Genomic DNA, 11,852 nt, shown 5'->3' with positions numbered 1-11,852 from the left:
GCAGGAACGGAGCGGGTTTGCTCAGCTTCGATGAATTCATGGTGCGCTCCCGACAGACAGGGTCTGCGACTGGTGCAATGGCAGGTAGACCAGGCCGGTGCTGGTCGACGCGGGCGTGGGCACGGCGTCCGACGCCACCATCGCCATGGAGATGGGCTGCGAGGCGGTGCTGATGAACTCGGCCATCGCCCACGCCCAGCAGCCGGTGTTGATGGCCCAGGCGATGAAACACGCCATTGAGGCCGGTCGCCTGGCCTACCTGGCCGGCCGCATGCCGAAGAAACTCTATGCCAGCGCCTCGTCGCCGCTGGAAGGTCTGATCAAGTAAGAGCCCCTGATGACTGAATCGCAAGAAACGCCTAGCACCCCCGAAGGCGAAGACCGCCCGCACCGCCGCATCAAGAGCTTCGTGATGCGCGCTGGCCGCATGACTGAAGGCCAGCAGCGCGGCCTGGAGCAGGGTGGCCCGCTGTTCATCCTGCCGCTGGCCGAAAGCCCGGTGGACTACGACCAGGTGTTTGGCCGCTCGGCGCCGCGCACCCTGGAGATCGGCTTCGGCATGGGCCACTCCCTGCTGGAGATGGCCGCCGCCTCGCCCGAGCTGGACTTCATCGGCGTAGAAGTACACCGCCCAGGTGTGGGCGCGTTGCTCAACGGCGTGTTGACCCAAGGCCTGAAGAACCTGCGGGTGTACGACTGCGATGCGATCGAGGTGCTCAACCGCTGCGTGGCAGACAACAGCCTCGACCGCCTGATGCTGTTCTTCCCCGACCCGTGGCACAAGGCGCGCCACCACAAGCGCCGCATCGTGCAGCCGGAGTTCGCCGAGCTGGTGCGCCGCAAGCTTAAGGTGGGCGGCGTGTTCCACATGGCCACCGACTGGGAACCCTACGCCGAGCACATGCTGGAGGTGATGAAGGTGGCGCCGGGTTACCGCAACCAGGCCGCTGATGGTGCCTATGTACCGCGCCCTGAAGAGCGCCCGATCACCAAGTTCGAACGCCGTGGCGAACGCCTTGGGCATGGGGTGTGGGATTTGAAGTTCGAGAAGGTAAGCTGAGCTGCTTTCGTTCAGCGTTAGCTTCTGGTCTGCCTGAGTGCAGGCGAAAAAAACCGCCTTGTGAAGGGCGGTTTTTTTATGCGGGCTTCGGGTTACGAGGCCTAGGCCTACACAGCACTGGAAACAATCACGAAAAGATCTTGCGGCGACGTTTTGGTCGCGTCAATAGAATCACCCCCGCCGATCGGCCACCACGCCGATCAACACCAGCACCACCAGCAACACCGGAGCCAGCGCATAGTTGTTGAATTGGCTCAGCCCCTTCACCACCCATGGCGTGGCATAGATCAGCGCCGCGCCGCTGCCGATCATCACCAGCAAGGCCATGAACGGCACACGCAGAGCGCCGGCCAGGTTGCCGAGGCGGCCTTCGACCCAGCTCTTGATATCGGTGCCGAACAGCACCAGCAGGCAGCCTACCAAGGCCAGGGAAATCTCCGACAGGTTGCTGCGGCTCCAGCGGGAAACGGTCGAGAGCAGGTCAAGTACCAGGTCCATGGGTCATCCTTAATTCAAGAAATACTGCAGCAGGTCGTTGAGGAACAGCTGGCCCCGTGGCGTGGCCGCCAGGCGATTCGGTTCGACCTGCAAAAGGCCCTTTTGTTCGGCTGCCCGGCGTGCCTCGGCAAGCTGCACCAGGGGCAGGCCGGTGCGTTGGGTGAACAGCTCGGCTTCCACGCCATCGGTCAAGCGCAGGGCGTTCATCAGGAATTCGAAGGGCAGCTCGTCGGCGGGCAGCAGCTTCTCGCCGGCCTTGAACGGCTTGGCGGGGTTCAGGTAGTCCTTCGGCGTGCGGGTCTTCCAGGTGCGCAGGATGCGCCCGTCCGGGAACGACAGCTTGCCGTGTGCACCGGCACCAATACCGATGAAGTCGCCGAAGCGCCAGTAGTTCAGGTTGTGGCGCGCGGCGCGGTCGGCCTGGGCATAGGCCGAGACCTCGTACTGTCGATAGCCATGCTCGGCCATCAGCGTCTGCCCGGCCTCCTGGATATCCCAAAGGATGTCGTCCTCCGGCAACTCCGGCGGCTGGTTCCAGAACACCGTGTTCGGCTCCAGCGTCAGTTGGTACCACGACAGGTGCGTCGGCCCCAGCTCGATGGCCTGGCGCAGGTCGGCCAGGGCGTCGTCCAGTGATTGATCGGGCAGGCCGTGCATCAGGTCGAGGTTGAAGTTGTCGAAGCCCGCAGCGCGGGCCATGCCGGCGGCGCGCACCGCTTCGTCGCCGTTGTGGATGCGCCCAAGCTTCTCCAGCTTGGCCGGCTGGAAACTCTGCACGCCGATGGACAGTCGATTGATACCGGTCTGGCGATAGGCCTTGAACTTCTCCTGCTCGAACGTGCCCGGGTTGGCCTCAAGGGTGATCTCGATGTCCGGCTCGAACCCGATACGTTGCTCTACGCCACGCAGCAGGCGGCCCAGGGCGTCGGCGCTGAACAGGCTGGGGGTGCCGCCACCGAAGAAGATCGAACTGATCAGGCGGCCCTGTACGGCAGGCAGCTCCTGGTCAAGGTCGGCCAGCAGGGCGTCGACGTACTCCGCTTCCGGCAGGCTCGGGCCGGCCTGGTGGGAGTTGAAGTCGCAGTAGGGGCATTTGCGCACGCACCAGGGGATATGGATGTACAACGCCAGCGGTGGTAGCTCGGGCAGAAGCAGGCCAGCCGCGCCAGACGGGCGCAGCTGGAGGGACGGCTGTTCGGTCATGCCAGGCCCAGGCGTTGACGCAGCAGGGCCATGGCGCGGGCGCGGTGGCTGAGCTGGTTCTTGTCGACAGGCGCCAGGTCGGCGCTGGAGCAGTTGCGCTCCGGCACCCAGAACAGCGGGTCGTAGCCGAAGCCATGCTCGCCGCTGGCCTCGAAGAGGATGCGCCCCGGCCAGATGCCTTCACAAAGGATCGGCAGTGGGTCATCGGCATGGCGTACCAGAGCCAGCACGCAGACGAACTGCGCGCCACGCTGCTCGGCCGGTACATCCTTCAGCGCGTCGAGCAGCTTGGCGTTGTTTGCCGCATCGCCCTTGCCCTCGGCATAGCGCGCCGAATAAATGCCCGGCGCACCGCCGAGGAAGTCCACCGCCAGGCCCGAGTCGTCAGCCAGCGCTGGCAGGCCGGATAAACGGGCCGCGTTGCGGGCCTTGAGAATGGCGTTCTCGACGAACGACAGGCCGGTTTCCTCGGGTTCCACCTGGCTGAACTCGCCCACCGAGCGCAGTTGCACCGAGCCGCCGAGCATGGCTTGCAGCTCCTTGAGTTTGCCGGCGTTATGGCTGGCCAATACGAGTTGTTGGAAATTCATCATTCGCCTGGGAACACTTCCTGGTTGAAGCTTAAGGTATGACTGACGCCGCCGGTCTCGACGTTGAGCTCGAACGTCAGGGTTTCCGGCTGCGCGATCTTGAACTGGGCGATGTAGTACACCGCGCCCTGGTCGCTAATCTGCCTGAACGACAGCGGAGCACTGCGCCCCGTGAGGTCCTTCACCGTGCCGCTGACCACCGCCATGCCCGGCTTGCCGCCCTTGAGCACGGCAATGTTGAGCACGCCTTGGTTCTTGCTGCGGGTCAGCCCCGTGGCGGCAGCCACTTGCGGTTGCAACATGCTCGAGGTGAACGCGCTGTAGTGCACCGTCACGTCGCCGAACACTTCCTTGCGATCGGGCCGCGCGGCATCGGCGGCCCATGCCGGCAAGGCCAGGCACAGACTGAACAGGAACATTGCGAGACGACGCATGGTGCCACTCCTTCTGGATAAGCGGGTCAGACCGCGACGTGGTGCTCCTGCAACCCTGGGCTGCTGACCCGATAGATACCGATTTCACCTAGAAGGTTAGGCCAAAGCCGGCCGCCCCACCCGTTGCGGTGCAGGCGGTCGACGGCCAGGCGGTCGAGCACCTTGGCCCGGCGCTCGTGGCACAGGTTCTCGAAGTCTTCGAAGGTGCAGAAATGGATGTTCGGGGTGTTGTACCAGGTGTAGGGCATGAAGTCCGACACCGGCATGCGGCCCTTGGTGGCCAGGTACCAGCGGCAGCGCCAGTGGCCGAAGTTGGGGAAGGTGATGATGCACTCGCGGCCTACGCGCAGCATCTCGTCGAGGATCCGGTCGGGGTACTCGACCGCCTGCAAGGCCTGGGTCATGACCACCACGTCGAAACTGTTGCTGGCGAAGTTGCCCAGGCCATTGTCCAGGTCCTGCTCGATGACATTGACGCCCTTGGCCACGCAGGAGGCGATGTTGTCGGCGTCGATCTCCAGCCCGTAGCCGGTGACTTGCTTGCGGTCGCGCAACGAAGCCAGCAACTCGCCGTTGCCGCAGCCCAGGTCGAGTACCCGGCTGCCGGCGGGGATCCAGTCGTGGATGATTTCCAGGTCGGCTCTCATGCGGTCCTCAGATGGCGATGCGGTTCATGTAGTTCGCGAAACCCTGCATGTAGCGCGGGGTGGGGATCAGGAAGGCGTCGTGCCCGTAGGGAGAGTCGATCTCCAGGTAGCAGACGTCCTTGCGCGCCGCCAGCAGGGCGTCGACGATTTCCCGGGAGCGTGCCGGCGAGAAGCGCCAGTCGGTGGTGAACGACATGATGCAGTAGTTCGCCGTGACGTGGGCCAGTGCGGCCGACAGGTCGCCGCCCTTGGCGGCGGCCGGGTCGAAGTAGTCCAGCGCCTTGGTCATCAGCAGGTAGGTGTTGGCATCGAAGCGGCCGGAGAACTCCTCGCCCTGGTAGCGCAGGTAGCTTTCGACCTGGAACTCGACGCTGTGGAAGTCGTAGTTGAGCTTGTCGCTTTTCAGCTCGCGGCCAAATTTCTCGCCCATCGAGTCGTCGGACAGGTAGGTGATGTGGCCGACCATGCGCGCCAGCATCAGGCCGCGCTTGGGCACCACGCCTTGGTCCTGGAACGAGCCGCCGTGGAACTCGGGGTCGGTGAGGATGGCCTGGCGGGCAACTTCGTTGAAGGCGATGTTCTGTGCCGAGAGCTTGGGCGCCGAGGCCACGTCGACGCAGTGGCGTACGCGCTCGGGGTAGGTGATGGTCCATTGCAGGGCCTGCATGCCGCCCAGGCTGCCGCCGACCACTGCCGCCCACTGGCTGATGCCCAGGCGGTCGGCCAGGCGTGCCTGGCTGTGTACCCAGTCTTCCACGGTCAATACCGGGAACTCGGCGCCATAGGGCTTGCCGGTGGCGGGGTTGGTGCTGCTCGGGCCGGTGCTGCCATTGCAGCCGCCCAGGTTGTTCAGGCTGACCACGAAGAAGCGGTTGGTGTCGATCGGCTTGCCGGGGCCGATGCAGCTGTCCCACCAGCCTGGCTTGCGGTCGTCCGGGCTGTGGTAGCCGGCGGCGTGGTGATGGCCGGACAGCGCATGGCAGATCAACACCGCATTGCTGGCGCTGGCGTTGAGGGTGCCATAGGTTTCATAGACCAGCTCGTAGCTGGCCAGGGCGCGGCCACAGGCCAGGGCCAGGGGCTCTTCGAACCGGGCGACCTGGGGGGTTACCAGGCCGACGGAATCTTCGGGAAGGACAGTGGACATCGACCCTGCTCACGCTTGACGGAGGCGTAAGTCTAAAGAGCACCACCCCCAGCGGCAAGCAAAGGCTTGCCACCAGGAGCGCCTCGGGTCAGATCATCCGCCACAGCTCTTGTGGCATGCCCGCGTAGGCCGCCAGCGGTGGCATGACGAACGACTGGATCACCTGGATCGCCAGGAAAGCGAAGATCGGCGAGATGTCCATGCCGCCCAGGTTGGGGATCAGGCGGCGGAACGGCGCCAGCACCGGCTCGCTGATCTGGTAGGCAAGTTCCGCGGCGGGGTTGTGGCTGTTCGGCGCGATCCACGAGACGATCACCATGACGATCATCGCCACCCAGAAGATCTTCAGGAACAGCGACGTGATACCGATGATGGCCCACAGTAGCAGGTACAGGACGTCGCCGAAGGTGCCGTAGCTGACCATCAGCACGAAGGCCATCAGCAGCGCCTGGATGACGATCGCCAGCAGCAGCGACGAAGTGTCCAGCCCGCCAATGCTGGGGATGATGCGACGAATCGGCTTGAGCAGCGGTTGGGTAGCGCGCACCGTGAACTGGCACAGTGGGTTGTAGAAATCGGCCTTGACCAATTGCAGTACGAAGCGCAGCAGGACGATCACCAGGTACAGGCTGACCAGGGTTTGCACCACGAAGATCGCGGCGCCGGACAGTGCATTCATCGACAGCTCCTTATTTGCCCAATTGTTCGGCCAGCTCGGCAGAGCGGGTGGCTGCGGCTTGCAGCGCCTGCTCGACGATGGCCTCGAAACCGTTGCCTTGGAAAGATTTGATCGCCGCTTCCGTGGTGCCGGCCGGCGAGGTGACGCGGCGGCGCAGCTCGGCGGCCTCGACATCGCTGGCCACCGCCATGCGTGCGGCGCCCAGCGCGGTCTGCAGGGTCAGTTGCGAGGCGGTTTCGCGCGGCAGGCCGAGCTTTTCACCCGCCGCCGTCATGGCTTCGATCAGCAGGAAGAAATACGCCGGGCCGCTGCCGGACACGGCGGTGACGGCATCGAGCTGCTGTTCCTCGCCCAGCCACAGGGCGGTGCCCACGGCCGACAGCAGTTGCTCGGCCTGCTCGCGTTGTGCCGGGGTGACTTCACCGGTGGCGTACAGGCCGCTCACGCCCTGGCGCAGCAGCGCCGGGGTGTTGGGCATGCAACGCACCACGGGAATCTGCCCCAGCCAGGTTTGCAGGCTGGCGCAGGTGATGCCGGCGGCGATGGAGACGACCAGTTGGCCCGGCACGAGGTGCGGCTGCAGGGCCTCGCACACGGCCTTCATGACCTGCGGCTTGACGGCGAGGACGATCACGTCGGCGCCATCGATGGCCTGGCGGTTGTCGGCGAAGGTTTCGATGCCGTGCTCGGCACTGATGCGTTCGCGGGTGTCGCTGCCCGGGTCGCTGGCGCGGATCTGCGTGGCGTCGAGGCCCTGGGCACGCAGGCCACCGATCAGGCTGGCGGCCATGTTGCCGGCGCCGATAAAGGCAATACGCGTCTTGCTCATGTCGGGTCCTTAAGGAAAAAGAAAGTAGAACATGGATCAGGGCTGCCCGTAGTCACGGGCGCCAAACAGCGCGGTACCGATACGTACCCAGGTCGCCCCCTGGGCGATCGCCGCTTCCAGGTCGTGGCTCATACCCATGGACAGGGTATCCAGGCCCAGGCCCAGGCTTTCCTGCAACTGGCGCAGGCGGGCGAAGGCGGCTTCCTGTTCGGCGCGCTCATCGGTGGGTTGCGGAATGGCCATCAGGCCACGCAGGCGCAGGTTGGGCAGGCTGGCGACCGATGCGGCCAGGGCTGGCAGCTCAGCGGGCGAGCAACCGGACTTGCTGGCCTCGCCGCTGACATTCACCTGCAGGCAGATGTTCAGCGGCGCCAGGCCCGCAGGGCGCTGCTCGGACAAGCGTTGGGCGACTTTCAGGCGGTCCACGGAATGTACCCAGTCGAAGTGTTCGGCAATGGCCTTGGTCTTGTTCGACTGGATGGGGCCGATGAAGTGCCAGATCAAGGGCAGGTCACGCAGTTCCTCCTGCTTGGCCAGGGCCTCTTGCAGGTAGTTCTCGCCCATGTCGCGCAGCCCGGCGGCATGCGCCTCGCGGATGGCGCTGGCCGGCTTGGTCTTGCTCACGGCCAGCAACTGGACGCTGTCGGAGGCCCGTGAAGCGGCCTTTGCCGCGCTGTCTATGCGGGCGGCGAGGGCGCCAAGGTTGTCTGCTATGGTGGACATGGGTCGCTGCCGGCGGTGAAAGAGTTTGCGGCATTCTACCTGCTTGATGGCCTTTGGGGAGTCTCATGGATGTGACCGACCTGCTGGCCCGCGCACTTGGCGCGGGCGCTTCCGATGTGCACCTGGCTGCGGGGGAGCCGCCATTGCTGCGTGTAGACGGCGAACTGCAACGCCTGGCACTGCCGCAACTGACGTCGCAAGCCTTGGAAGAGGGCATGGCCCGTTTTCTCGATCATGAACAGTCCAGCCGCTGGGCCTGCTGCGATGAGCTCGACTTGGGCCTGAGTGTGCCCGGTGTGGGGCGGGTTCGGGCGAACCTGTTCCGCCAGCGGCAAGGCCTGGCGGTGAGCCTGCGGCTGATTCCCTCGAGCACCCCTGGTATCGAGGCGCTGGGCCTGGAAGAGGTGTTTCGGCTGATGTGCGGGTACCGCGACGGCCTGGTGCTGGTGGGCGGGCCGACCGGCAGCGGCAAGTCGAGCACCCTCGCTGCGCTGATTGACCAGCTGGGTCGGCTGCGCGCCGGGCATATCGTCACGCTCGAAGACCCGATCGAATACCTTCAGCCCAGTCAGCGCAGCTTGGTCAGCCAGCGCGAGGTTGGCCGCGACAGCCGTGATTTCGCCCAGGGCCTGCGCAGCGCCCTGCGCCAGGACCCGGACGTGATCATGATTGGCGAGCTGCGTGACCTGGAGACCATCCGCCTGGCGTTGCGCGCTGCGGAAACCGGGCACTTGGTGCTGGCCACCGTGCACACCCGTTCAGCGGTGGGCAGCATCGACCGGTTGGTGGAGGTGTTCGCCGCCGAGGAGAAAGCCTTGGTGCGTGGCATGCTGGCGGACTCGTTGCGTATGGTGGTGGCGCAGGGGCTGCTCAAGCGCGTCGGCGGTGGACGTGTGGCGGCGCGGGAGGTGCTGGTGGCCACGCCTGCGGTGCGCAATTTGATTCGCGAAGGGCGCATGGCGCAGTTGGCGTCGGTGATGCAGATGGGCGCAGCGCAGGGGATGGTTACGATGGAGGCGGCTGTGGGGGAATTGGCCGCCCAAGGCATCATTAAGATGGACTAGTCCTCTTCGCGGGCAAGCCCGCTCCTACAGGTTCCGCGCTGTACCTGTAGGAGCGGCCTTGGCCGCGAACACGGGCGCAGCCCGTGCCAGGCACCGCGGTATTTTGATTTAGCGCTTGGCCAGGCGCAGCGCCTCTTGCTCCTTCGGCAGCACGCGTTTGGCCACCACATAGCGTTTGTGCCAGAAGGGCTTTTCCAGGCTGTCGATGCTGACGTTCTTGCCAGTACGCGGCGCGTGGATGAAGCGATCGTTGCCCAGGTAGATAGCCACGTGATCCACGCGGCGGCTCTTGATCTTGAAGAAAATCAGGTCGCCCGGCTGCAGGTCGCTGCGCGCCACTTTCACGCCGTGGCCCTGGGCCATGGCATTGGAGGTGCGGGGCAAGTCGACATTGGCGACATCATTGAAGGCATATTTGACCAGGCCGCTGCAGTCGAAGCCCTTGCCAGGCGTGCTGCCGCCCCAGCGGTAGGGCGTGCCGAGTTCATTCACGGCACGGCTAAGCACCTCACTACTCTGCTTGGGCGACATCGCCGCCACTTTTTGCAGTTCGTGGTTCTTCGCGGCATTGGCCGGGCGGTTGCGCACTACCGCTTGCTTGACGGGTGTGCGGTTTACAGTGGCACTGGCGTTGGTGGTGTAGCCAGTGAAACCGTTGGGAAGTCGTTGCTCACGATTGGTGGCGTGGGCGGCCAGGGGTAACAATAGGCAGAGGGTCAGCCATGTCTTGATCAAAGGCGGCATAGTTGAAGCTCTTTATAGGTGTTGGCGCGCAACTTTATAACAGCTTTTTGTTCACATTTTGATCCACTGGTCGATTGCCCAAGGCCGCCCGTCGGCTCAAAATGAAAAAGTCACATTTCTTCTTAGAAAATTTTCGGCTAACCCGAGAGGTCCATGAATGAACACTTATCAACAGGGTGCGCCTTATCACGACACCCACAGCAAGGCCATTGGCTACCTGCTGTGGATCTTCGGTTTCCTGGGGTCGCACCGTTTCTACTATGGCAAGCCGATCACCGGGACGATCTGGTTCTTCACCCTGGGGCTGCTGGGCATAGGCTGGTTGATCGACCTGTTCCTGATCCCGTCCATGGACCGCGAGGCCGACATGCGCTTCCAGTCGGGGCGGGTGAACTACAGCATCACCTGGATCTTGCTGACCTTCCTGGGGATCTTCGGCGTGCACCGGCTGTACATGGGCAAGTGGATCACCGCGGTGATCTATTTCTTCACGGGCGGGTTGTTCCTGGTGGGGGTGCTGTATGACTTCTGGACCCTGAATAGCCAGGTTTCGGAGGTCAACGCCGGGCGTCGTTAAGGCCCTTGAAGTAAAAAGGCCTTGTCGGGTTCACCGGCAAGGCCTTTTTCATTACTGGCGCGTCTGTCGCTGCTGTAACAGCAGGTTGCTGAACCCAGCCCCCGCCAGCTGCTTCTGCGCCACGGTCAGCTGTTCACGGTTGCTGAACGGGCCGACCAACACGCGGTACCAGGTCTCGTCCTTCACCGTACCGGACTCCACCTTCACCACCTGGCCCAGCAGGATGATCTGCGCGCGCACCTTGTCGGCATCGGCCTCCTTGCGGAACGAGCCGGCCTGCAGGAAGAACTGCGTGGTTGCCGCAGGCTTGATCACCGGAGGCGCGGGTGGTGGAGTCTGCCCCAGCAGCGCCGCCTGGGCACGGGCGGTGTCGATCTTGGCCGCCTCGGCCGGGGTCACCGGGGTGGTGGGTACTGCCGGCACCGGCGGAGTCTTCTCCGGCACGGCCTCGGGCGGCACGATCACCTCGGATTCCGGGAGCAGGGTGTAGAAGTCGTACTTCGGCTTCACCGGCTGCTGGGCCGAGGTGGATTTTTCCGCCTCGGCGACCTTGGCCGGCTTCTGCTGCTCGGGCTTGGCGCGTTTGATATCGTCGCCGCCGGGTTCGAGCTTCATCAGGAAGACGATGAAGGCGCCGACGGTGAGGCCTACCGCCAGCCACGCCCAGCCCGGGATCGGCTGTTTGGCCGGCGCCTGGTAGCGGCTTGCACCGCGCTTTGGTGCGGGTTTTTTCTTGGCAGCCAACTTACATGCGCTCCAGGGTTTCCAGGCCGAGCAGTTCCAGGCCCTGCTTGAGGGTACGGCCGGTCAGTGCAGCCAGGCGCAGGCGGCTTTGCTGCTGCGCTGGGGTGTCGGCGGCGAGGATCGGGCAGTTCTCGTAGAAGCTGGAGAACAGGCCGGCCAGGTCGTACAGGTAGGTGCACAGCACGTGCGGGGTGCCTTTGTCGGCCACGTTATTGAGGGTTTCGTCGAACTGCGCCAGGCGCGCAGCCAGGTCCTGCTCGTGGGCGGCTTGCAGCACGATCTGCCCATCGACTTCGTCGAAACCCTTGTCCAGTTTGCGGAATACGCCGGCCACGCGGGTGTAGGCATACAGCAGGTAAGGCGCGGTGTTGCCTTCGAAGTTGAGCATCTGTTCGAAGTTGAAGCTGTAGTCGCTGGTGCGGTGCTTGGACAGATCGGCGTACTTCACCGCGCCGATGCCTACCACCTCGCCGATGTGACGCAGCTCGTCCTCGGCCAGGGTCGGGTTCTTCTCCTTGACCAGCGCGTAGGCGCGCTCCTTGGCTTCGTTCAGCAGGTCGATCAGCTTGACGGTGCCGCCGTCGCGGGTCTTGAAGGGGCGGCCATCGGCGCCGTTCATGGTGCCGAAGCCCATGTGTTCCATCTGCATCGGGTGACCGACGAAGCCTGCGCGGCGGGCCACTTCGAACACCTGGTTGAAGTGCAGCGCCTGACGCTGGTCGACGAAGTACAGGGCGCGGTCAGCCTTGAGCACATTGCTGCGGTAGCGCACGGCGGCCAGGTCGGTGGTGGCGTACAGGTAGCCGCCGTCGGCCTTTTGCACGATCCGAGAAGCGTCGAACAGTGGAAACACTTCATTGAAAGTTGCCTGGACTTTCGCCCGGCCGATGGCGTCTACCGCATCGCCCGTGAC

The 11,852-nt window shown here is 64.4% G+C and carries 15 protein-coding genes and 1 pseudogene; 4 read left to right on the top strand and 12 right to left on the bottom strand.

Annotated features, from left to right (window positions below; genetic code table 11):
- Positions 1 to 94 precede the first annotated feature (94 nt).
- Both ACQKPE_RS05025 and trmB read left to right on the top strand, forming a co-directional pair.
- Positions 95 to 328, top strand: a pseudogene (locus ACQKPE_RS05025) (thiazole synthase); the annotation flags it as partial.
- Positions 329 to 337: 9 nt separating this feature from the next.
- A complete protein-coding gene (gene trmB / locus ACQKPE_RS05020; RefSeq protein WP_427663747.1) occupies positions 338 to 1,060 on the top strand; it encodes a tRNA (guanosine(46)-N7)-methyltransferase TrmB in 723 nt (240 codons plus the stop codon).
- Between the two features lie 171 nt (positions 1,061 to 1,231).
- Here the strand turns inward: trmB and ACQKPE_RS05015 are convergent, their stop codons facing one another.
- From ACQKPE_RS05015 to ACQKPE_RS04975, 9 genes are all read right to left on the bottom strand, one after another.
- Positions 1,232 to 1,558, bottom strand: coding sequence for a DUF3392 family protein (locus ACQKPE_RS05015; protein WP_375099941.1), 327 nt, complete (start codon positions 1,556 to 1,558; stop codon positions 1,232 to 1,234).
- Positions 1,559 to 1,567: 9 nt separating this feature from the next.
- Entirely contained in the window at positions 1,568 to 2,761 is a 1,194-nt protein-coding gene (hemW, locus tag ACQKPE_RS05010) for a radical SAM family heme chaperone HemW (RefSeq protein WP_427663745.1), read from the bottom strand.
- The gene (rdgB, locus tag ACQKPE_RS05005) at positions 2,758 to 3,354 is read right to left on the bottom strand and encodes an RdgB/HAM1 family non-canonical purine NTP pyrophosphatase (RefSeq protein ID WP_427663743.1); all 597 of its coding nucleotides are present in this window, start codon (positions 3,352 to 3,354) and stop codon (positions 2,758 to 2,760) included. The genes hemW and rdgB overlap by 4 nt, the downstream gene beginning before the upstream one ends.
- Complete coding sequence (locus ACQKPE_RS05000) at positions 3,351 to 3,785, bottom strand: DUF4426 domain-containing protein (RefSeq protein WP_427663742.1); 435 nt, start codon at positions 3,783 to 3,785, stop codon at positions 3,351 to 3,353. The genes rdgB and ACQKPE_RS05000 overlap by 4 nt, the downstream gene beginning before the upstream one ends.
- 26 nt (positions 3,786 to 3,811) lie before the next feature.
- Entirely contained in the window at positions 3,812 to 4,432 is a 621-nt protein-coding gene (metW, locus tag ACQKPE_RS04995; RefSeq protein WP_427663740.1) for a methionine biosynthesis protein MetW, read from the bottom strand.
- Between the two features lie 7 nt (positions 4,433 to 4,439).
- The gene (gene metX, locus ACQKPE_RS04990) at positions 4,440 to 5,579 is read right to left on the bottom strand and encodes a homoserine O-succinyltransferase MetX (protein WP_427663738.1); all 1,140 of its coding nucleotides are present in this window, start codon (positions 5,577 to 5,579) and stop codon (positions 4,440 to 4,442) included.
- Between the two features lie 88 nt (positions 5,580 to 5,667).
- Positions 5,668 to 6,258 (bottom strand): YggT family protein, encoded by a 591-nt coding sequence (locus ACQKPE_RS04985; protein WP_427663737.1) that lies wholly within the window; start codon positions 6,256 to 6,258, stop codon positions 5,668 to 5,670.
- 10 nt (positions 6,259 to 6,268) lie between these two features.
- Positions 6,269 to 7,087: a pyrroline-5-carboxylate reductase gene (gene proC / locus ACQKPE_RS04980; protein WP_427663736.1), complete on the bottom strand. Its 819-nt coding sequence runs from the start codon at positions 7,085 to 7,087 to the stop codon at positions 6,269 to 6,271.
- 36 nt (positions 7,088 to 7,123) lie between these two features.
- Complete coding sequence (locus ACQKPE_RS04975; RefSeq protein WP_427663734.1) at positions 7,124 to 7,810, bottom strand: YggS family pyridoxal phosphate-dependent enzyme; 687 nt, start codon at positions 7,808 to 7,810, stop codon at positions 7,124 to 7,126.
- Between the two features lie 65 nt (positions 7,811 to 7,875).
- Between ACQKPE_RS04975 and ACQKPE_RS04970 the strand changes: the two genes are divergently transcribed.
- Positions 7,876 to 8,874 carry a type IV pilus twitching motility protein PilT gene (locus ACQKPE_RS04970; protein WP_427663732.1) on the top strand — a complete coding sequence of 333 codons (999 nt, stop codon included), beginning with the start codon at positions 7,876 to 7,878 and terminating at the stop codon, positions 8,872 to 8,874.
- A gap of 108 nt (positions 8,875 to 8,982) precedes the next feature.
- On the opposite strand, the gene ACQKPE_RS04965 is transcribed toward ACQKPE_RS04970, so the two are convergent.
- Positions 8,983 to 9,618 (bottom strand): C40 family peptidase, encoded by a 636-nt coding sequence (locus ACQKPE_RS04965; protein ID WP_427663730.1) that lies wholly within the window; start codon positions 9,616 to 9,618, stop codon positions 8,983 to 8,985.
- Positions 9,619 to 9,775: 157 nt separating this feature from the next.
- Between ACQKPE_RS04965 and ACQKPE_RS04960 the strand changes: the two genes are divergently transcribed.
- Positions 9,776 to 10,195 carry an NINE protein gene (locus ACQKPE_RS04960; protein ID WP_427663728.1) on the top strand — a complete coding sequence of 140 codons (420 nt, stop codon included), beginning with the start codon at positions 9,776 to 9,778 and terminating at the stop codon, positions 10,193 to 10,195.
- A 51-nt stretch (positions 10,196 to 10,246) separates the two neighbouring features.
- On the opposite strand, the gene ACQKPE_RS04955 is transcribed toward ACQKPE_RS04960, so the two are convergent.
- Entirely contained in the window at positions 10,247 to 10,939 is a 693-nt protein-coding gene (locus ACQKPE_RS04955) for an SPOR domain-containing protein (RefSeq protein WP_427663727.1), read from the bottom strand.
- A gap of 1 nt (position 10,940) precedes the next feature.
- A partial coding sequence (gene argS, locus ACQKPE_RS04950) for an arginine--tRNA ligase (protein WP_427663725.1) occupies positions 10,941 to 11,852 on the bottom strand: 912 nt, incomplete at its 5' end.

Origin of the sequence: Pseudomonas sp. NPDC089554, assembly GCF_050280645.1 — a bacterium.
Classification (GTDB): domain Bacteria; phylum Pseudomonadota; class Gammaproteobacteria; order Pseudomonadales; family Pseudomonadaceae; genus Aquipseudomonas.
This window is presented reverse-complemented; position numbering and strand designations above follow the sequence as displayed.

Bases quoted from the DNA above. Each gene is read 5' to 3' on its own strand.
- rdgB (WP_427663743.1), bottom strand. From the start codon at position 3,354: ATGATGAATTTCCAACAACTCGTATTGGCCAGCCATAACGCCGGCAAA.
- hemW (WP_427663745.1), bottom strand. From the start codon at position 2,761: ATGACCGAACAGCCGTCCCTCCAGCTGCGCCCGTCTGGCGCGGCTGGC.
- ACQKPE_RS04960 (WP_427663728.1), top strand. From the start codon at position 9,776: ATGAACACTTATCAACAGGGTGCGCCTTATCACGACACCCACAGCAAG.
- trmB (WP_427663747.1), top strand. From the start codon at position 338: ATGACTGAATCGCAAGAAACGCCTAGCACCCCCGAAGGCGAAGACCGC.
- ACQKPE_RS05015 (WP_375099941.1), bottom strand. From the start codon at position 1,558: ATGGACCTGGTACTTGACCTGCTCTCGACCGTTTCCCGCTGGAGCCGC.
- ACQKPE_RS05000 (WP_427663742.1), bottom strand. From the start codon at position 3,785: ATGCGTCGTCTCGCAATGTTCCTGTTCAGTCTGTGCCTGGCCTTGCCG.
- metX (WP_427663738.1), bottom strand. From the start codon at position 5,579: ATGTCCACTGTCCTTCCCGAAGATTCCGTCGGCCTGGTAACCCCCCAG.
- ACQKPE_RS04970 (WP_427663732.1), top strand. From the start codon at position 7,876: ATGGATGTGACCGACCTGCTGGCCCGCGCACTTGGCGCGGGCGCTTCC.
- ACQKPE_RS04985 (WP_427663737.1), bottom strand. From the start codon at position 6,258: ATGAATGCACTGTCCGGCGCCGCGATCTTCGTGGTGCAAACCCTGGTC.
- ACQKPE_RS04965 (WP_427663730.1), bottom strand. From the start codon at position 9,618: ATGCCGCCTTTGATCAAGACATGGCTGACCCTCTGCCTATTGTTACCC.
- ACQKPE_RS04975 (WP_427663734.1), bottom strand. From the start codon at position 7,810: ATGTCCACCATAGCAGACAACCTTGGCGCCCTCGCCGCCCGCATAGAC.
- metW (WP_427663740.1), bottom strand. From the start codon at position 4,432: ATGAGAGCCGACCTGGAAATCATCCACGACTGGATCCCCGCCGGCAGC.
- proC (WP_427663736.1), bottom strand. From the start codon at position 7,087: ATGAGCAAGACGCGTATTGCCTTTATCGGCGCCGGCAACATGGCCGCC.